The sequence below is a fragment of the Paenibacillus sp. NPDC058367 genome (assembly GCF_042723305.1).
GTDB lineage: Bacteria > Bacillota > Bacilli > Paenibacillales > Paenibacillaceae > Paenibacillus_AQ.
This window is the reverse complement of the sequence record NZ_JBHXIZ010000009.1, coordinates 81,655-100,575: the sequence shown is the minus strand read 5'-3', so window position 1 is coordinate 100,575 and position 18,921 is coordinate 81,655. Positions and strand designations below refer to the sequence as shown.

The window sequence follows — 18,921 nt, the reverse complement described above, 5'->3', positions numbered from 1 at the left end:
TTCCAAAATTCCCCTCCACCGCTTCTTTCCCTTTCCTCAAGTTGTAAAGTACATCTATATTGTTGAACTTGAAATCACTTTAACCTATAATCTACTCAACCTACGTAATAAGAATGGGAGTATTGAGAATATGCCCAGAAAAAAGAAACCCGTCATTGAATACCGCCACTACAGCTTGCCGATAAACTTCCCTATTTTACTGTTAAGCGGTGAGCGTTGGAAGATTTCCGATATCAAAAGTGAACATCTCCATTTTCATAACCATTTAGAGATTGGCATTTGTCATTCGGATAGCGGCATCATGGAGATCAAAGGTGAATCCGTACCCTTTAAAGCCGGAGATGTGACCTTCATCCCTAGGTATCTGCCTCATACAACATATAGTTCGCCAAATGAGGCCAGTCTTTGGTCTTATATCTTTTTCTCGCCAGAGGAGCTCTTTCAGCAATCATTCAAAAGCGCTTATAGTGACTTCGAGCCAAATTTATGGGCGATCAAGGGAAAGAATTGTATTTTGAACAAGGAGGTACATCCCAAGGTTTATACCCTTGCGACATCGATTGTAGAGGAATTGAAGCACAAAAATCCTTACTATCAGGAAAGTGCTTACGGCTTATTGTTATCCCTTTATATAGAGCTGCTTAGAATTCATTCCCGGAATGAACCCTTAGTAGAGCAAGAAACAGAGCATAACCTGAAAGGCGATTTTGTCATCTCTCCGGTTCTGGAGTACATCACTAAAAACTACATGATGCCGATTACCATCAATGACCTAGCTGATCTGTGCCATCTAAGCACCACTCATTTTCGCAGAAAATTCCATGAGATCATGGGGACCGCACCTCTCGATTTCCTAAACAGCACCCGCATTGAAGAGGCCTGCAAGCAGTTGAAAAGCACGGATGCTTCCATCCTCTCCATCTCTGAACAAGTCGGTTTTCAGTCCATTTCCAGCTTCAACCGATGTTTCTCCAAGCTTATGGGCGAATCTCCCAAACAATGGCGTAAAGCCGCACATTCCGAAGCCCAATCTGCAAAAGCATCTATACTGGAGTTTACAGGTTGGGTATAGGGAAAGGGAGTCCCTGTTTACTTCACTTCACAAAATCTACTTAACACAGAAATGATTTGCTCCTTGCTCATAGGGGCGTCGTGCCCTGGGATATACGTAGTGAATGAAAGATTTTTTAAAAACTCAACATATTCCTTCATTTTTATGGGATCAATTTTACCTTCTCCATGATAATAATCTCCACTATGTGCATCACCTGCAAATAAAACTTCCGCTTCTTTAACATATACAACACAAGAGTCTGCTTCATGCGGCCCTCCTACCTTGAGGATTTGGCAAGTGATGCCCCCTAAATCCAATGTTAAAGAATCCTCGAAAATAATCGATCCTGTGCTGACCGAAATCTTATCGAACGTATCGTATTCTTTTTTCATACAGTTATAGGCGAATTCTATTTCTTCTTTTGTCCCTAGACGTTTTATAACGGACTCTTCATCCCATTTCCACGCTTTCAATCGCTTTAGTACCTCATTCGTTGCTGAAGATACTATGGTTTCCCCCTCAAAAGCATGCATACCAAAGGTATGATCCCAATGCCAGTGCGTAATCAAAGCATATTTGGGACGAGATAGATTGTGATCATCCAAACCCGTTATAAAGGCATCAAAATGCGATTTTGAATTGCCACAATCAATCATAATTGAAAAGTTCTCACCTACAACATATCCCAAAACAGGTCTGTCTGTTTCTCTAACATTTTCTAAATAATAAATCGATTCATTTATTTTTTTTAGTTCCATAAGATTGTTTTCTCTCCTTTAGATCAACGGGTCATTTTGTAATTTAATAATGAATCCGGATAGCTCGTTGAGCAAGGGAGAGTTTAATTTTAGGCGTTCTCACCAAGAGACAAGTCAATTCAACTCCAAAAAAGAGAGTCCCCCGGTAGCCACTTTTGTATGGCTACTAGGAGACTCCCTCACAATTAGGTTTTTGCTATAAGGTTATTTCGAATTCTTCATAGTTGTCGAACGAACTTGGAATGCTCCGTTTTTGTAAGCAAGAACAGAGGTTTCTACGCCTTTAATTACGGAAGTAGCTTCACCACGAATCGTTTTTGTTGCAACAATCTCATAGACTCCGTTTTTATCTACATCAGAAGCCTTCATTGTATTGTAGAGCGAACGTTTGCCATTCACTTTCACGTACTCATTAAGAAGAACTTTCACACCACTGTCTTTGAAGGATACTACGTAAGCATTGGTGCTGCCGTTGTTACCGCCTGAGTATACAGTAATCATGACATCTTTAGATTTATCTCCGTTGAAATCTCCAACGAAGTTAATTTTTGGCTGGTAACCCGTGAAGCCTTTGAGATTACTGTTAATCACTTTTTTAGTTTTTCCTTCAATAACGACGATGTTGATATCTGTAACCAGTCCACCATTTGCGGCATCCTTGTTACCAATCAGTAAGACATTATCCGCAACACCATTACCAGTTACATCCACTTGTTGTTTCGCTAGCAAAATCGTTTTTGCTGTTGTTGTAATGCCCTTAAGCTCAAAACGTTTGCCAACGGTGAAATCACTTGTTGTAGTTGATGGTGTAGTCGCTGGTTTGCTATCGGACTTAATGGTTTCTGTACCCACAACCTTGAAGGCACCGTCTTTGAAAGTAAATGTTGTTTTTTCCTCGCCTAGAACTATAGCTTCAGCGTCACCGCGAATTTTTCTAGTTCCAACCAGATCATATACACCATCTTTATTAAGATCTACTTGCTCTAAAGTGTTGAAAAATGCTGGTTTACCATCCACAACAGGTTTTACACTCAAAAGTGGTTGTACCTTATCACCTGTGAAAGACAATATGTAAGCATCTGTTGTACCATTGTTACCACCGGAGAATGCTGTAAACATTACATCATTTGCTTTGTCCCCGTTGAAATCACCAATCCATTGAATTTCTGGTTTAAAGCCATCGAAACCGCTGATTTTTGCATCCTTCAATGTGTTTGTTTTGCCATCGACAACAACCAGGTTGATGTTGCTTACATAACCAAGTTCATCTGCTTTGTCACCAATCAGATAGATTTTATCTTGGACACCGTCTTTATTAACATCGTTAACTTGTTTTCTGATAAGAACAGTCTTATCTGTTGTGTTAACACCTTGCAATGCGAAAGGTTGGCCAACAGTCAGTTCTCCAAGTGCAGGTTGTTTAAATGGATCTTCTTTAGTAGTTTCTGTTTTGCTAACTTGGAATTCGCCGTTTTTGTACGTAAACCATACTTTTTCATAGCCTGTTACCACGGAAGTAGCTTCACCATGGAGGATTCTGATTCCAAGCAGTTCGTTCACGCCATCATTTTCCACATCAACCGCTTCTAATGTTCTGAATAATGCACGTTCGCCTTTTACCTTCAAATCCCCACCCAGAATAATAGAAGGGGTATCATTCTTGAAAGTTACGATTCTAGCATTGGTAGAACCTTGGTTACCACCGGAGTACGCAGTAATCATCACATCAAGTGCATGGTCATTATTGAAATCACTCACATAGCTGATTTTCGCGTTCAAACCACCAAAGTCTTTAATCCCTGCGTTTAACACTTTGTTTGTTTTGCCGTTTACAACGATGAGATTAATGTTGTCGAAATCAGGAGATTCATTTTTGTCGCCAATGAGATATAAAGTGTCCTTCACGCCATCCAAATCAAGATCAACCGTTCTTGTTGCTATCAATACTGTATTGGCGTTCGTTTTAACACCAGCTAGTGTAAATTTTTGTCCAACTTGATTAGTGGATGATGCTACGGTTGAACTGGTTGGCGTTGTGACAGGACTGGCCATTGCTTGAGATGAGAAAGATGCGACTGCTGCTACACATAATGCAACGGATAATGTTTTCTTAATTTTCATTGTGTTTCCTCCGATGGTTTATAAAGGTTGGTGTCGAATACAATCTCATTATATTCCTAGAAACATAGGACAGAGTGACGGTAAGGTAACATTATCCTATTAAAATAAAACAATAACTAAATAAAATATCCAAATCAGAGGAACTTCAAGAACTAAATAATGCCAATTTCTTTCGGGGATAGCGGTCGCAAAATCAATAGAAACGCTTTCATTGGCTATACCATGGGATTTGAACAACCCTACTTTTTTTTAATAGTTTGATAACAATTCTGTAAAATCAGTTTGATTCAAATGACGCGCAAACCTATTCAAAGGCTACAACGCTTGGAACTCCTCCAACAAGACTACCTCTTCTCCTTGTTCTTGTCTGATTCTAATATTTTCTTTTCCCCAAGAACACATAACGTCAACGATCTTATTGGCTGTAACGCCATATTCCGTAAGGCTATATTCGACTTTTGGCGGCATCTGCTGGTACACGAATCTTTTGACAAGTCCATCACGCTCAAGTTCACGTAGCTGCTGGATCAGAACCTTTTGTGAGATGCCCTGAATATTGCGCTGCAATTCACTTGTTCTTTTGGCATCGGACATCAATAAGCAGATGATCAAAGCTTTCCACTTTCCACCGATGATTTCTAGTGTTGCCTCTATCCCTAGATTATATTGTTTCATAGAATAACACCTCGTTCATACAGATCTAATTAAACTTACCCAAAACTTCATTTTGCATATATTTTTTTGTGAGTCTAGTACGCACTTCAAAGTAACCATCTTACTTTATTGTGTGTATTTTCTTTTATTAAAACCTGCAGGATAATGATGATATTCATAAAAATAAGGCACAGCATTTTGAAGAAATACGCTTAATATAGGCCTGGAATGGAGATTCATTATGAAAACACTGGTGATTGTGGCACATCCCAACCTTGAGAATTCGAGGGTCAATCAACGCTGGAAAGAAGAGCTACTGCAATATCCAAACGATATTACCATTCATGAGATTTATAAAGAGTATCCTGACTGGAACATTGATATTCCTAGAGAGCAAAATCTAATGGAAGCCTATGACCATGTGATCTTTCAATTCCCTTTGTATTGGTATAGTTATCCGCCTCTACTGAAAAAATGGTTTGACGATGTGCTCTCTTACGGATGGGCTTATGGATCAAACGGTGACAAGCTTAACGGGAAAAAGTTAGGGCTTGCTATATCCATCGGCGATAAAAAAGAAAATTATCAACCTGATGGCTCTGTTTCTTTTACCGTAGACGAAGTAATTGCACCCTTTAAAGCCAGTGCCAAACATGTAGGTGCAGAAGCACTACCGTACCTTGCTGTCTTTGGAGCTTCATTTCAAGCCAGCGATGAAGAAATTAATACTAGTGCAAAAGAATATATCCACTATATCTTTAAGTACCATATTTGATACAAAAAGGGCTATCCCAAGTCTTGATCAAAGACTTTAAGGATAGCCCGCTATTAAAAAATCTAAAGCGTTTCTGTAGTGAGTGTAAATCCTTCGATCACAGCATCTTCGTCAACCTCAATCAAAATGCAGCGTCTACCTTGATAATTCACTTGCTTCACATATTTCAAATCCTGCGGACTGACCGAAATCGTAGCTACCTTTGTTTCGATCTTTATCGATTTTGTAGTGAATTTCGGCATCACGCTACTTGCCTTCATCTCATAGTGCTTGTCGTCGACGATGGTTTCAAACGCACGTTCCACTTTTTCCATCGTCACGTCTTCAACGCCGCTTACCTTCAGCACACGTTCTACATCTCTATAGTCGAGCTTAGGAGGTTCTTCTTCATCTTGGTTGGTTTCAATGACCTGGTGGATTTCCTCGTACAGCTGAGCAATGGTGGTCGCGTCAAGTTGTTCGCCCGCCACTTCCTTCACGATGTCTTCGAAAATAGCTCTCTCTTCCAGTGCCGTCACGGATCTTTCGGCGTTCAAGACCTGCTCGATGAAATGCGGATCTGGAAAGTTCGATTTTCCCGTACAATATAGAATGCGGTTCACATCGGAATAATTATCCGTCACGCTTGGGTAAAAGAAGCCCTGCTCCGGCGTACTTAACTTGACGATCGGATCTACAATGACATTGTACTTAAATTCCCTTTCCACATAATCAAATAAGATAGCTTTCCGTTGCTTCTCCGTGGAATTCACGCTGCATAGAATAAACGGATGCGCGAACATTTCGTTTTTCTCACTTTCCTCGGCTTCATCGTTTCTATCTTTGGTCGGGCGGTAATACTGTCCGCGAACGAAAGTGATCACCGTATCCCGTTCATAATGAGTATCTGCCATCATTCTGTCCACCAACAGCAGCATCAGGTCCTGCCATTCATCTGGATCCCCTGTCACCAAAGCTTGGTGAAGCATCACCTGCGCTGGTTCCTCCGCTTCCGCCTGAAACTTCAACTCGAACAATTTCTGATCCAGTTCGCCGGTCAAGAGCTTTTTGAAATTGCCCATATACAGTTCCTGCTTCTCTCTATCCACCATTCCAAACGGCAGGCGCTCCCAATGATAGATCTCATTGCTTTCCTTCATAATATACACGTTGAGAATATCGTAAATACTCATTAAATCGTGATCCAGCTTAAATTGCTTGCGTATATGCGCGACTTCTTTCTTTATCATGATTCGTTAGACAACTCCTAGGAAGATAAATTGGTCTTTTCAGTATAAAGGATAAAAAAAACCTTCGCTATACTAGTTGAACTTAAGATTTTTCTATTAAGGTAAGTTCGTGACTCCGGTGAATGTTTGGACTTTCCCTCCATACGTGCTCGTACTAATCAATTTATCGCATGCTCCAATGCATAATCTTCAAGCGGAATATCTACCTGTTGATTCATGGCCAGCTTGGCTAGCTGTTCACCAAGAAAGGGTCCCATCGTTAATCCCGATGAACCTAGTCCATTAGCAACAATTAGTTTATTCCATCCTTGAACCCTTCCTAACACGGGAAGGAAATCTGCAGTAAAAGGACGGAACCCTACTCTAATCTCATTTAGGCTGCAATCTGCAAGACCGGAAGCCGTTTGAAGTCCTTTATTTAAAATTTCTTGCATTCCACCTGCGGTTACAGCAGTATCATAACCTACGACATCATTTTCGTGAGTAGCACCTACCACGATATTTTGATCCGCAAATGCAAGTATATATTGATCTGTAGGCGGCATTACCACAGGCCATTGCCCTGTACTCGCTTGTTGAGCAAGCTTCAAGTGCATAATTTGAGCCTTCTGATAACGCACCTGAAGCATGATCCCAAGCGGATGAAGCAAAGCGTTAGACCAAGCCCCTGCACACACAATCACTTCATCCGCTGTGAATGTCTGTTCTCCTACGCTAACCCCTTTAATTTCATGATCATCATGTTCAAGAATAGCATCTCCCTCAATCATCTGCGCACCATTACGCTGTGCCGCCCTTAGCAAAGCATCACGTAATTCACGTCCATCCACTCTTGCTGCACCCGATACATGAAGCGCATGATAACCTTCCGATAATAATGGAAACTTCTCTTGTGCTTCAAGATCCGTCAGCATCGTAAGCTCACCTATTTCAGGGGCGTCCTCTCTGCGAAGCTCCGCTCTTTCTTTCATCGCGAGTAACTTTTTCAAATCCTCATGAATACATATCGCTCCAACTTTTGCGTATCCAGTCTCGGTTTCTCCAGCCTCTTCCAACTCTTGAATAAGTGCCGGATAAAAGCTTGCTCCCGCTTTAGCAAGACGATACCATGCTTTGTTTCTGCGTTGAGACAACCATGGACAAATAATCCCTGCTGCTGCATCCGTTGCTTGTCCAACATCCTTACGATCTATAATGATGACCTCAGCACCTAACTTACTTAGCTGATAAGCTGCTGAAGCCCCTAATATCCCTGCACCAATTACAATAACCTTGTTCATGTCCGAAGTCCCTTCAGTTATTCACTTTTTAATTAATACATTAACACACCCACCATATATCAATGTAACAACCCGAATGATGATTCATTCACTACTTATCCATTGTATCTTAAATTTGACATTTATAATGAATTATCGTACTATAAACCTCACTCAGTTAAAAGTACTTTAATTAGAGTACTAAAATAAAAGTGTCATTCAGAAGAAAGAAGGTATACAGTTGAAGTTTTCACAGTTTTTGAAGTCCAAAGGAGCCATTGGTTCTATTTTTATGGGTGTGTTCTATGCCATTGCGATGCTTGGTATTTTCTTACCAGGGTATACAGCACTTCCAGGGAACATGGATGATTTAAAAATTGCTATCGTCAACGATGATGCAGGTAAATATGGGGCTCAGATTTCGAGTCAGTTTTCGGAGAGCTTACCATTCAAAACGATAAAAACCGATGTATCGAATAAAAAGGCGATGGATGAATTAGAGCATAATAAGTTAGCTCTAGTTGTCCATATTCCAGAAGAATTTTCCGCCAACGTTCAAAGCGGTAAGGTATCCGCAAGTATTGATTTCACAGTCAACGAAGCCTCTGCCACCATGGTATCTTCAGCCATGTCTTCCGTTGTAGGAGAAATTAACAAACAATTAAGCGCGAACTTCTCAGAGCAAACCGCAAAAGGTGTGTTAATGAACTTTAACGTACCAGAAGAACAAGCCACCGCAATGGCTACACAAATTGAGAATAGTTATGTCGGGAATTATGTTGTCATCAATGATGTTCCGGACGGCATGCACAACAACATGCTACCTATGTTCTTAACTATGGCTGGTTATGTTGGGGCAATGATTGCCTCCATGCAATTAGTTGCTTCTTTTAAAGCGAACCGCGGGAAAGCAAGCAAGACAAAACTGTTTATGTTCGTTCAATTAACAGCTTTATTAATCGCTGTATTATCAACAGTCGTTGCTTTAGCCATTGCATTCTCTATTGCAGATGTAGACCTATCCTTACTGTTACCAGTTGCTGCTCAGCAAATTCTAATGTATATGGCTGCATTTAACGTGTGTGCGATTATGGTCTTCCTAGTTGGCGAAGGCGGTATGGTCTTAAATATTCCAATCCTGCTCATGCAAACCATCGCCAATGGTGCTACCATGCCTCGTGATATGATGTATACACCATACGATTGGTTCGGCCGCATCACACCGATGTATTATTCTGTACAAGCTTATTTGGCACAAATGTTTGGTTCCATCAGTCCAGCACCCTTCTTATGGGGATTAGCAGGCGTATTTGCCGGGGCTATGATGATTAACATTGTAATCGTCCGGTTTGTTCATAAACCTGTACCTCTGACTAAAGAAGCTATACTGCCCGTTGAAGTTAAAAATACAGCTGAAATAACCGCCTAGGTTTGGTAAGATAGAGTTTAGCCAACAATTAGGAGTGGGTTCTGTGATGTCAATTCAAATTTATATCTTAAGTAAGTTAATGGATGAAAATAATTATCCTTATAAATTAAAAAAAGAACTATCCACCCCTATTCCTTTTGATAAATTGCTCAATCTATCTGAAAGCAAGCTATATTATCACTTTGAATCTCTTTCGAAACAGGGCTTAGTTGAACAGGTAGAGATTATCAAAGAAGAACATCGCCCAGACAAACAGGTGTTTTCCATTACTGATAAAGGGCGTAAAGAACTCCCGATCAAAATTTATAAGGTAATAGAAAATGCAGAATCTATTTCAGAGATGATTGTCGCTCTTGTGAATCTTCGTTTTGTAGAGACTGATAAAGTGATCCCTATTATCGAGAAGAAAATTGAACAGTCACTGATAAGAAAAGATCAATTAAATCAAATTTACCATCAAATAGATGTAGTTAGCTCCACTCGTGAAGTCGTAGATTTCATGGAAAGCTACTACGTTTCTCAACTAGAGCAATCTATTCACTGGTGGAAAGAGCTTTTAGAAAAGCTGAAAACGAAATCTATATAAAAAAGAATGCCTTGGATTATAGCATAATCAAGGCATTCTTTTTTTATATCCAGCACCAATCGCAAAGCTTTTTTCAATTATTCACTTTTAATCAATAAATATAAAAAGTATGGAGCACCGATTAAAGCCACGATCACTCCTGCTGGTATTTCAGTATTGGCTACTACCATTTTACCAAGCGCATCTGCAATAACAACTAATCCTCCACCTATTAATAGGCATGCGGGAATCATTATTTTGTGACCACGAAAGAGTCGTCTAACTAAATGTGGAACCACTAAACCTACAAATCCAATACTCCCACTAACGGCAACCGCTGGTGCCGCCAATAATACACTACATACTAAAAACCAAACGCGATATTTATTTAAAGATACCCCTAAACTAATGACTACAGGATCGTTAAGCCTTAGCACATCCAATATAAGATGATTCCGAATTAATAAAGGCACAATAATAAGTAACCAAGGCAGCATAGCATACACGTGACTCCAATTACTATTCCCTATGTTCCCTGCCAGCCACACTTTGATCATCTGATATTGCGAAGGATCTAGTACGAAGGTTAACACAATCATAAATGCGCTAATCGCAGCTGCAACAGCAATACCTGTATAAATTAATCGAATGGGAATAATGCCTTGATTGCGATCATAGGAAAGCATAAATAATAGGGCCACAACAATAAAACCGCCCAATAGAGCATAGAATGGCTGAACATAAGTATGTAAACCGGTAGAGCTATTTTGTAACAGCAAAAATAACATCATGGATAATCCAGCTCCAGCATTTATCCCGAGTATGCCTGGGTCTGCTAAAGCATTTCGACTTATGGCTTGTAGCAGCATTCCTGCCATCGCCAACGCGCCACCCACTAGAAACCCCAATATCATTCGAGGAATACGAAACTGAAAAAGTACAAGCTCCTGCCTCGATGTTCCATTTCCTAATAGGGTCTGCCATAACTCTTGTAAGCTTAAGCTGCTTTGACCAGTAGATACACTATATATAAAGCCTAGCAGTAAAATGATAGCTATAATTATAAATTTCCATCTTAGCTTCACTATAGTTCCCGCCTTTCTTTACGTGCCAAATACAGAAAGAACGGAACTCCAATAACTGCAATTACAGCACCTACAGGTATTTCATAAGGGGCATTTACGATACGTGCCACTAAATCAGCAAGCACAACAAGGATGGCCCCCAGAACTGCGGATAATGGAATAATATAACGATAATCTACACCCACTATGTAACGTACCAAGTGCGGAGCAATTAAGCCAACAAAGCTTACAGATCCGGCCAAAGCACATGAAATCCCAGCTAACATAAAGGCGGATAATAGTGAGAGATTTTTGATAAGCTTAATATTAACGCCTAGACCTTCCGCTGTCTCATCCCCTACAGATAATATGGTAATCGACTTTGAAATTACGATAGCAAGTAATAGAGCAAGGAGCATCCAAGGCAACATTTGCTGTAAATGAGCCATGCTAATGCCACTTAAACCTCCTCCATACCAAAAAGCCACCTGCTGTGCCACTGAAAAAAAGATACTTATTCCTTCACTTAAGGCAGTTAGCATCGCAGATATGGCGGCACCCGCTAGTACGAGTCGAATAGGTGTCATTCCTCGTTTACTTAATAATCCAACACTAAAGACTAAACCCGCTCCCAATCCTGCACCTAGAATACAGAGCCAAAGTGTGCCCGTAAATGTAAGCGTCGGCAGGAAAACCATAGCAATAACTAGCGTGACACCTGCTCCAGCATTTAATCCAAGAATCCCCGAATCCGCTAAAGGATTGCGACTAATTCCTTGAATAATCGCTCCACTTACTGCAAATCCAGCGCCCGTTGCCATAGCGGCAAGTACTCGGGGTAAACGAATCGACTGGATCACCTGATGAGTAGACGCCTTATCATCAAAAGCAATGATCGACATGAATACATCTGCAAAGGGTATTTTTTTCGCGCCAAGGGCCATAGCAAGCACTAATACGCCTATTAATAGGAGGAGCATGAAGATTAGCAATAATAAAAAGGAGAGCTTTTTTTCTCCTGTTAGAGATGATTTCTGAACATTTGCGGCCAATGTTTCCAACCCTTTCCCTTCACTTTACAAAAAGAGCCAGCCAAGGGCCAGCTCAGATGCAAACGAATATGATTTCTAACGTAAGTCAGAGGATGTTATAAGCAAAAATTTGACGGCCCGACTAATCGCACCAGAGATTACGCTCACATGCTCCTCTTGCTCAAGCAATGCCCAGCTTACTTCGAAGCTTGGAATGTGTAAGGACATCATGCTGTTACATAAATCCAAACTATCCTTGACCATATAATCCAGCTCTTCTCCACCGGCAATCATAAGCGTTTTAGGTAAATGACTTAACGTATTGCTGTGTAAATCAGCTTTAAAATTCTCATACTCATTTAATAGTGAATAATCATTCCACCAGATGGAAGCACTGCTTGCAATATAATGCGAAAACAAGGTAGGTTGTGTAAACAAGGCATGCAGAACAAATAATCCGCCAAAGGAATGACCAAACAATGCTTGCTTCTGCTTATTGATAACGAACCGCTGGGCAATGGCTGGCATTAACTCTTTTTCAAAAAAAGCTAGCAGCTCATCTGCCCCGCCAAATTCAGGCCAAGGCTCCCCGTTGGGACGTTTCGGTAAATTCGCAAGCTCGGCTGGCATAGTTAAATCATAGGTTCGACGCACTGTATCGAATGCCTCACCCCCAGGATAACCAATGCCGACAACAATCGCGGGTGGATATCCTTTAGGCTTACGCGTTAGCAATCGGGTGATTTCAGCAGCGGTTTCAAAAAGTCCATTACCATCAAGTACATAAATGACGCCGTAGCCATCTTTTGCAGGCTCATCTAAAGGTTTAGCAATAAAGATTTCATAGTCCTTATGATTAGCTTTACTCGTAATCAGCATCGTTTCATAGTTGGGCTTTACATACGGTTTGATGATCATGGCTTTAGGAACTTCACGATATCGTCCATCGTCTTTTGATAAGCAATTAATCCGCTGGATCTCCAGTGATCGCCATCCACCTCGAACACTTTACCCGCTTGGACTGCAGGCAGCGCCTTCCATAAAGGACTAGCTTTAATGTCTGCCAGGAAGGCATCCCCGAGACCATCATTATCGTTAATAAAAATGTAATCAGCGTCTAAATCAGATAGCATCTCCAGCGAAATATCCGCAGACATCTCACCTTCTACAAGAGTACTTTGAGCAAAGCCTAGCTCACTCAGCACATATCCCCCGTAATGGAAGTTACCCACTAAAAAGATCTTACGCGCATTCGCATTAATATAAATCGCTTTTTTACCGGCAGAAACACTAGCTAGCTGTGCTTTAGTCTCTTCTAGCTTTGTATTATAAGCAGCAATAGCTTCTGTTGCCTTATCCTCTAAACCTAGCAATTTCGCAATCGTTTCTGTTGCTTCCACTACGTTACCAAGTGCATTCTTAAACACGTAAGTTGGAGCAATTTGCGAGTAGTTTTCATAAACACCATTTTGTGCATAAAAAGCAGTTGGGAATATAATTAATTCCGGCTCCAAATCCACTACAGATTCTGGAGAGGGAATACCATTAGCGAAGCTGATTTCTTCTACACCACTTAACGTATCCTGTAGATATTGCTGCGGTCTTTCACCCGTGGACCATTGCGCTACCGGGGTTACACCAAGCGTTACTAAGTAGTCCTCTAGACCAGGCGCATACACCTTTTGTACAGTTCCGGGAATGTTTACTGTATTGCCTACTTGGTCAGTTACTACAAACGCCTCTCTAGCCACTACTTCCGTTTCTTTTACAGCTGGTTCCTCCGTTGCGCTCGCTTCGCTAGTTGTTGCTGGAGTATCTGTTGCTTGCTGATTCGCTGTATTATTACTGCCGCAAGCTGTTAGTAGAATGGATAATAAACCAACCATTACAACATAACTTATTATCTTTGTATTAAACCCCTTCATGATTGACCTTCCCTCTTTCCTATTTTCTCAATAATAATCATTCTCAGTATTGAGTGTATAAGAGATAGGGCTCATTGACCATGTAACATCTTATGATTCCTCATGTACATTTTCAAGGTATCATCATCACAGCAACTTCTTCTAGCATCCGCTTTAAAGCTACAGGCGAATATTCGAACCAAGGATCTGAATGAATGACATAGATTTGTTGCTGTTTAATAGCCTCTAACTGTTTAAATCCAGCGTCTCTCTGCAAATGATGCCATGTTGCACGTGACTCATCATCAGGGCATATAATTGTAAACAGCTTATCTACCTCCAACTCACCTAACTCATCAAAAGTAATCTCGGCATTATACAGACCAGGCTGCTCATAACTAGATACCGCTCCCAAATCCTGAAATAAAAGATGCTCGATGCCTGTATTGCAATAAGCAAAAATTTGCTGCTGATAGATACGTATAACTAGAACTTTAGGTGGATTTGTGATCCACCCTAACTCGCAACGAACGTCTTCCAATCTTGCCCTATACTGTGTGATCCATTGTTTCGCTTCTTCTTGTTTATTTAATCGGGCAGCAAGTTCAGTTAACGCTATTAAGCAATCTTGTTTATCATCCAGCCAATAGATTGGAAAATGATCCTCTATCTGTTTTACCAGCTCTGACGACAATGCTTTGGGAGAAATAAGAAGATCGATTGGCAAATGCAATAGCTCATTTGGGCTGCAATAATTTTTATTTTGCGTCAAAGTTACCTTATGCTCGATTTCTTGCGACCACAAATTATAGTAGTACGCTGTCCATTTTGCACTTAATGGTGCAGCAAACGGGACTACTCCTGCCGCATGTAAATAACCCATCATATTCCCAGTTACAACACCGATATTAGATTTTTGCTGGCTAGAATACATCGTTGGGGAGATCCCTTCGACCTTTTTGAACACTCGGCTAAAATAAAACTCATCACTATATCCAACAGCCTCTGCTATAAACTTCAAGCGAACGTCTTCTTTTTGTAATAATTGTTTAGCCTTTTGAATCCGCAGCTGGGTAACAAACTCCATTGGACTTTGTATATATTCCTGTTTGAACGCTGAGGAGAAATAACTGGAACTAAGACCAGTAAGATCTGCTAAATGAGCCAAAGATAAGGGCTTCGTGAAATTCTTTTCTATGTATTTTCTAACCTCACTTAAATCTGTCTTTTGAGATTGTTTTTGCATTCTGTCACCTCTTTACTGCTTATATATTAATACAGCTTGATTAATTCGATGATTGATAATTATTCTCAATTATACTTTTGTTTTGGGAAGCTAGCAATGGTTGGAAGTGTATAGCCTCGTAAAAAAAAGACGCTCAGGGAAATCCCCTCGCGTCTTCTTTATGTGTATCTATGGGCATCTCTACCCTAAATAGCCCTTCTTATTTTGAATCAACAACCGGAACGGAAGCTGGAGCTGCAACTCCCCCTTCATTCTTCTGCAAGTTCTCTTTCACTTCTTCAGTCCCTAAGGACTGTACAGGAGCACCGATGCTGAAACTATCGATGATCTTCCCAAGTGTGGCTTGGTCAAAGTCTTCTTGAGCGTAAAGTTCAATGGTAAAGCCATCTTTTTCCCAAATCACAATTCCATTTGCAAAATAAACCTTAGTCCCGTTAATTACTTCTGTCTTCACTTCTTCCGTAGTACTGATCCCATTGTCGCCGCCCTTGGAGATTAGGAAATTAACAGCTTTATCACCGGAGTTATACTGCACTTCAACCATGCTGGTCCCCTGAAGAACAACATTCACAAACTCATAGTCTGCCATCCAGGTTGGTGCCGGGAAGTTCATTCCAAGCTCTGCACGTGCTTCATCCAGGGTTAACTTAGCTACAACCGGCAATTCAATGGCAACATTCTCCCCGCCTTTCCCCTCTTCAGATGGAGTCATTGACTGTGCAGCCGAAGGGATTTCCTTATCGTATTGTGTGATTTCGAGATTTCCTACTTCAAACTTTGCCATGATCGATTGGAACATATCCTGTGCATAGGAGGTTGCAGAGAATGCGCCACCTAGACAAATTACTGCACTACCAATCACTATTGCATTTCTCCAGCTACTTTTTTTCATCGTTATCCCGTCCTTTTTCTCTGATTTGAGTTCAAGAGCTCCATGGTCCAACTTGTATACTAAACGGTTATAAATTCTTTCTTTGGCGGCAGTGTTATCCTGTTCAACATTCTCAAGCAGTTCTATGGTTTTGCTGAATTTTGTGAGATCATCATTTTTCTTATTCATGGTTGAATCCTCCTGCTTTTAAGGAAATATGCAGTTTCTTCAGACTTCTATGCAATACGACACCAATATTGGACTCACTGACGCCCATGATCTGTGCGACTTCGGAATTTTTCAGCCCAGCCCCATATTTCATTGCAATGATATTACGTTCCTTCTCACGCAGCTTGGAGAGCGCCTTAAACAGTGCTTGATTATTATCCTCACGAATCGCCAGTTCCTCCGGAGACGGCTTGGGAAATATGAGCTCCAGCAAAGAATCTAGTGAGGTGTAGCTTCTTTTCTTCTGCCCCCGGAAGTAATCCGTCACAGCGTTCCTTACAATGGCAAACAACCAAACCTCAAAATTCGATTTTTCTTCTGAAAAGCTGTAATACTTACACATCACCGTCTCAAACACCTGACTACAAATGTCCTCCGACACGTGGTGGTTATTAATACGATAACTAATATATTTGTAAACACGTTTGTAGTACGTATCGTACATCCGGGTAAATTCCTCTTTTGACATCATGGCACCACGTGATCTTTCGATATTCTTGTAACGGTCCGCAGTACCCTGGATAACTTCCATCTTCACCCTCCTTCCACCTCACCTTCATCGAAAAGCTAAACAAATTGCGCAATTTGTTGTGAAGAAACTTACATAAGTTAATACGTAGAAAAGCCCAAACCATTAACAAATGTTTTGATAATTGTGGGATTAAGAAACCATCATACAACTTATAGTTCACCAAATGGAGACGGAGGACCTTTTTCAGCGATCGTTCATGGGGTTAATAATCACAACACAAAAAAACGCCACCCCGAAAGGCTGCGTTAATGTTTATCCCTTACTTACTGCTCCCCTAGCTTAATTAATTATTTTTGCAGGTGCAAGCTTTAGTAATTCTACATTTAGGCGTTGCTCTGCTTCCTCATCAATACGATACCCATCTGCTTCTAACCGTTCTATTTGCCGATCTAAGAAATAAACCGTATTAAAAATCTCAGTAGCACCCAGCACGGATAATACAGGTTTCAATGCATATTCAATAGCTAGAAGATGACCTAACGAACCCCCAATAGCAATAGGTACAATTCGCTTATCAACCAGCGCTTTTTGCGGAAGGAGATCTAAATAGGTTTTTAAAATCCCCGTATAGGAAGCTTTATAGATAGGCGTTAATATGGCAACAATATCTGCTTCTTCCACTAGCGCATTGGCCCCAAGAATCTCCTCGCTGGCAAAATTGGCCGTAAGCAAATCAATTGCAGGTAGCTCATGGACATAGATCGAATGATGCCCAATCCCCTCTTGTTCTAAAAATCTTCCAACCTGCTGATGGATAGCAGTCAACCGGGACTTTCTAGTATTCCCTCCATTAATAATGACTGCTTTGCTCATTACACATTCCCTCCTGTGCTCGCAACGGTTAGTGTTTTTTCAAATGTGGGTACAACAGGTACAGGTAGTCCTAAATTTCCTCGAAGCGTGTTACTCTCATATTCAGTGCGGAATAAGCCCCTACGCTGTAGTTCAGGAATTACCAATTCAACAATATCGTTAAAGCCCTCTGGGAAATGGGGAGGCATCACATTAAATCCATCTGCCCCTTCATTTAAGAACCATTCTTCTAATTGATCTACGATTTGTTCAGGGGTTCCAACGATTTCCCGGTGTCCGCGTGCTCCAGCGATCCGTTCATAAATTGCACGTATGGATTGCAGATTTTCACGTTTGGCAATATCACGAATAATGTTGTAGCGGATACGCGGATTGGTCTCATCTTCAATGGAACTGAATTCCGGAAGTGGTTCTTCGACATCATACCCTGACAGATCAATGTTAGTGAAAGCTGACAAATACGATAATCCTACCTCAGGCAAAATGTAGCTGTTTAATTGCTGCTGTTTCAACAAAGCTTCTTCCTCAGTTTTCGCTACAGTAATAAACACACCCGGCATGATCTTCAAGTCCTCCGGCTTACGTCCATATTTAGCCAACCGACCCTTTACATCCCGATAAAAGGTTTGCGCTTCTTCAAGGGTTTGCCATGCTGTAAAAATAACTTCCGCGGTCTTCGCCGCCAGTTCTTTTCCAGATTCAGACGACCCGGCTTGAACTATCACTGGATGTCCTTGTGGTGTTGTGGATGAGTCAAGTGAACCTTGCACTTTAAACCAGGCTCCTTCATGGTCAACGGGATGTACCTTGTCTACATTTAAATACCGGCCTTGTTCCTTATCGATGACTAGCGCCTCAGACTCAATGGATAACCAGAGCTGTTTGACAACCTCCACAAATTCCTCTGCACGTTCATAGCGGGATGCATGCTGCAAATGTTTATCCTTACCAAACAGGAGAGCTTCCCCCTCATTAGCTGATGTTACTACATTCCAGGCGGCACGCCCCTTGGATAAATGATCAATAGCTGCAAATTTACGCGCTACATGGTATGGATCGTTATAGGTAGTCGTCAAAGTGGCCGTTAACCCAATATTCTTAGTTACCGCTGCGAGTGCCGAAATAATAATAACGGGGTCTAGCTTCAATGATGATTGTGCATTTCCCGAAAGCTTTTGACCCAATACATCTGCAAAAAACACCATGTCGAACTTACCACGCTCAGCCGTTTGTGCAATCTCCGTTAAATACTCCAAATCAAATGCCCGACTTGCCCCTGAAGAAGGATGACGCCAGCTTGCTACATGATGACCAGGTAGATTAATGAATGCCCCGAGTTTCATTTGTTTTTTTGTCATGCTAATCACTCCTATTGTTTATTTTTCAAC

At 41.0% G+C, this 18,921-nt stretch carries 18 protein-coding genes; 4 read left to right on the top strand and 14 right to left on the bottom strand.

What is annotated here, in order from left to right:
* The first annotated feature begins 130 nt into the window (after positions 1-130).
* The gene (locus tag ACFWMP_RS29385; protein WP_379425845.1) at positions 131-1,072 is read left to right on the top strand and encodes an AraC family transcriptional regulator; all 942 of its coding nucleotides are present in this window, start codon (positions 131-133) and stop codon (positions 1,070-1,072) included.
* Positions 1,073-1,089: 17 nt separating this feature from the next.
* Here ACFWMP_RS29385 and ACFWMP_RS29380 read toward each other — a convergent pair whose 3' ends face one another.
* From ACFWMP_RS29380 to ACFWMP_RS29370, 3 genes are all read right to left on the bottom strand, one after another.
* Positions 1,090-1,812 (bottom strand): MBL fold metallo-hydrolase, encoded by a 723-nt coding sequence (locus ACFWMP_RS29380; protein ID WP_379425843.1) that lies wholly within the window; start codon positions 1,810-1,812, stop codon positions 1,090-1,092.
* 204 nt (positions 1,813-2,016) lie between these two features.
* Positions 2,017-3,933: a hypothetical protein gene (locus ACFWMP_RS29375; RefSeq protein WP_379425841.1), complete on the bottom strand. Its 1,917-nt coding sequence runs from the start codon at positions 3,931-3,933 to the stop codon at positions 2,017-2,019.
* Between the two features lie 315 nt (positions 3,934-4,248).
* Positions 4,249-4,608, bottom strand: coding sequence for a winged helix-turn-helix transcriptional regulator (locus ACFWMP_RS29370; protein WP_339244827.1), 360 nt, complete (start codon positions 4,606-4,608; stop codon positions 4,249-4,251).
* 220 nt (positions 4,609-4,828) lie between these two features.
* On the opposite strand from ACFWMP_RS29370, the gene ACFWMP_RS29365 reads away from it, so the two are divergent.
* Positions 4,829-5,362, top strand: coding sequence for an NAD(P)H-dependent oxidoreductase (locus ACFWMP_RS29365; RefSeq protein ID WP_379425838.1), 534 nt, complete (start codon positions 4,829-4,831; stop codon positions 5,360-5,362).
* Positions 5,363-5,424: 62 nt separating this feature from the next.
* Here the strand turns inward: ACFWMP_RS29365 and ACFWMP_RS29360 are convergent, their stop codons facing one another.
* The gene (locus ACFWMP_RS29360) at positions 5,425-6,591 is read right to left on the bottom strand and encodes a DUF4317 domain-containing protein (protein ID WP_379425836.1); all 1,167 of its coding nucleotides are present in this window, start codon (positions 6,589-6,591) and stop codon (positions 5,425-5,427) included.
* Positions 6,592-6,749: 158 nt separating this feature from the next.
* The gene (locus ACFWMP_RS29355; protein ID WP_379425834.1) at positions 6,750-7,871 is read right to left on the bottom strand and encodes an NAD(P)/FAD-dependent oxidoreductase; all 1,122 of its coding nucleotides are present in this window, start codon (positions 7,869-7,871) and stop codon (positions 6,750-6,752) included.
* A 220-nt stretch (positions 7,872-8,091) separates the two neighbouring features.
* On the opposite strand from ACFWMP_RS29355, the gene ACFWMP_RS29350 reads away from it, so the two are divergent.
* Positions 8,092-9,279 carry a YhgE/Pip domain-containing protein gene (locus ACFWMP_RS29350; RefSeq protein WP_340974088.1) on the top strand — a complete coding sequence of 396 codons (1,188 nt, stop codon included), beginning with the start codon at positions 8,092-8,094 and terminating at the stop codon, positions 9,277-9,279.
* Between the two features lie 46 nt (positions 9,280-9,325).
* Complete coding sequence (locus tag ACFWMP_RS29345) at positions 9,326-9,865, top strand: PadR family transcriptional regulator (protein WP_379425832.1); 540 nt, start codon at positions 9,326-9,328, stop codon at positions 9,863-9,865.
* 77 nt (positions 9,866-9,942) lie between these two features.
* Here ACFWMP_RS29345 and ACFWMP_RS29340 read toward each other — a convergent pair whose 3' ends face one another.
* The 9 genes from ACFWMP_RS29340 to ACFWMP_RS29300 form a co-directional block, all read right to left on the bottom strand.
* A complete protein-coding gene (locus ACFWMP_RS29340) occupies positions 9,943-10,929 on the bottom strand; it encodes a FecCD family ABC transporter permease (protein ID WP_379425830.1) in 987 nt (328 codons plus the stop codon).
* Entirely contained in the window at positions 10,929-11,969 is a 1,041-nt protein-coding gene (locus ACFWMP_RS29335; RefSeq protein WP_379425828.1) for a FecCD family ABC transporter permease, read from the bottom strand. Before ACFWMP_RS29335 ends, ACFWMP_RS29340 begins: the two co-directional genes overlap by 1 nt.
* A 66-nt stretch (positions 11,970-12,035) precedes the next feature.
* On the bottom strand, positions 12,036-12,857 hold the full coding sequence (locus ACFWMP_RS29330; RefSeq protein ID WP_379425826.1) for an alpha/beta hydrolase: 822 nt from the start codon (positions 12,855-12,857) through the stop codon (positions 12,036-12,038).
* Complete coding sequence (locus tag ACFWMP_RS29325) at positions 12,854-13,864, bottom strand: ABC transporter substrate-binding protein (RefSeq protein ID WP_339244804.1); 1,011 nt, start codon at positions 13,862-13,864, stop codon at positions 12,854-12,856. Before ACFWMP_RS29325 ends, ACFWMP_RS29330 begins: the two co-directional genes overlap by 4 nt.
* A gap of 112 nt (positions 13,865-13,976) precedes the next feature.
* On the bottom strand, positions 13,977-15,089 hold the full coding sequence (locus ACFWMP_RS29320) for a helix-turn-helix domain-containing protein (protein ID WP_379425823.1): 1,113 nt from the start codon (positions 15,087-15,089) through the stop codon (positions 13,977-13,979).
* Between the two features lie 199 nt (positions 15,090-15,288).
* Positions 15,289-16,149 carry a hypothetical protein gene (locus ACFWMP_RS29315; RefSeq protein WP_339800358.1) on the bottom strand — a complete coding sequence of 287 codons (861 nt, stop codon included), beginning with the start codon at positions 16,147-16,149 and terminating at the stop codon, positions 15,289-15,291.
* Positions 16,142-16,720, bottom strand: coding sequence for a sigma-70 family RNA polymerase sigma factor (locus ACFWMP_RS29310; protein WP_052404147.1), 579 nt, complete (start codon positions 16,718-16,720; stop codon positions 16,142-16,144). The genes ACFWMP_RS29315 and ACFWMP_RS29310 overlap by 8 nt, the downstream gene beginning before the upstream one ends.
* A 279-nt stretch (positions 16,721-16,999) precedes the next feature.
* Positions 17,000-17,533, bottom strand: coding sequence for an NADPH-dependent FMN reductase (gene ssuE / locus ACFWMP_RS29305; RefSeq protein WP_339800355.1), 534 nt, complete (start codon positions 17,531-17,533; stop codon positions 17,000-17,002).
* Positions 17,533-18,891, bottom strand: a complete 1,359-nt coding sequence (locus ACFWMP_RS29300) for an LLM class flavin-dependent oxidoreductase (protein WP_379425820.1) — start codon at positions 18,889-18,891, stop codon at positions 17,533-17,535. The genes ssuE and ACFWMP_RS29300 overlap by 1 nt, the downstream gene beginning before the upstream one ends.
* Between the last annotated feature and the right edge of the window lie 30 nt (positions 18,892-18,921).

Bases quoted from the DNA above. Each gene is read 5' to 3' on its own strand.
- ssuE (WP_339800355.1), bottom strand. From the start codon at position 17,533: ATGAGCAAAGCAGTCATTATTAATGGAGGGAATACTAGAAAGTCCCGG.
- ACFWMP_RS29355 (WP_379425834.1), bottom strand. From the start codon at position 7,871: ATGAACAAGGTTATTGTAATTGGTGCAGGGATATTAGGGGCTTCAGCA.
- ACFWMP_RS29330 (WP_379425826.1), bottom strand. From the start codon at position 12,857: ATGATCATCAAACCGTATGTAAAGCCCAACTATGAAACGATGCTGATT.
- ACFWMP_RS29315 (WP_339800358.1), bottom strand. From the start codon at position 16,149: ATGAATAAGAAAAATGATGATCTCACAAAATTCAGCAAAACCATAGAA.
- ACFWMP_RS29345 (WP_379425832.1), top strand. From the start codon at position 9,326: ATGTCAATTCAAATTTATATCTTAAGTAAGTTAATGGATGAAAATAAT.
- ACFWMP_RS29375 (WP_379425841.1), bottom strand. From the start codon at position 3,933: ATGAAAATTAAGAAAACATTATCCGTTGCATTATGTGTAGCAGCAGTC.
- ACFWMP_RS29360 (WP_379425836.1), bottom strand. From the start codon at position 6,591: ATGATAAAGAAAGAAGTCGCGCATATACGCAAGCAATTTAAGCTGGAT.
- ACFWMP_RS29365 (WP_379425838.1), top strand. From the start codon at position 4,829: ATGAAAACACTGGTGATTGTGGCACATCCCAACCTTGAGAATTCGAGG.
- ACFWMP_RS29385 (WP_379425845.1), top strand. From the start codon at position 131: ATGCCCAGAAAAAAGAAACCCGTCATTGAATACCGCCACTACAGCTTG.
- ACFWMP_RS29370 (WP_339244827.1), bottom strand. From the start codon at position 4,608: ATGAAACAATATAATCTAGGGATAGAGGCAACACTAGAAATCATCGGT.
- ACFWMP_RS29320 (WP_379425823.1), bottom strand. From the start codon at position 15,089: ATGCAAAAACAATCTCAAAAGACAGATTTAAGTGAGGTTAGAAAATAC.
- ACFWMP_RS29300 (WP_379425820.1), bottom strand. From the start codon at position 18,891: ATGACAAAAAAACAAATGAAACTCGGGGCATTCATTAATCTACCTGGT.
- ACFWMP_RS29380 (WP_379425843.1), bottom strand. From the start codon at position 1,812: ATGGAACTAAAAAAAATAAATGAATCGATTTATTATTTAGAAAATGTT.
- ACFWMP_RS29325 (WP_339244804.1), bottom strand. From the start codon at position 13,864: ATGAAGGGGTTTAATACAAAGATAATAAGTTATGTTGTAATGGTTGGT.
- ACFWMP_RS29310 (WP_052404147.1), bottom strand. From the start codon at position 16,720: ATGGAAGTTATCCAGGGTACTGCGGACCGTTACAAGAATATCGAAAGA.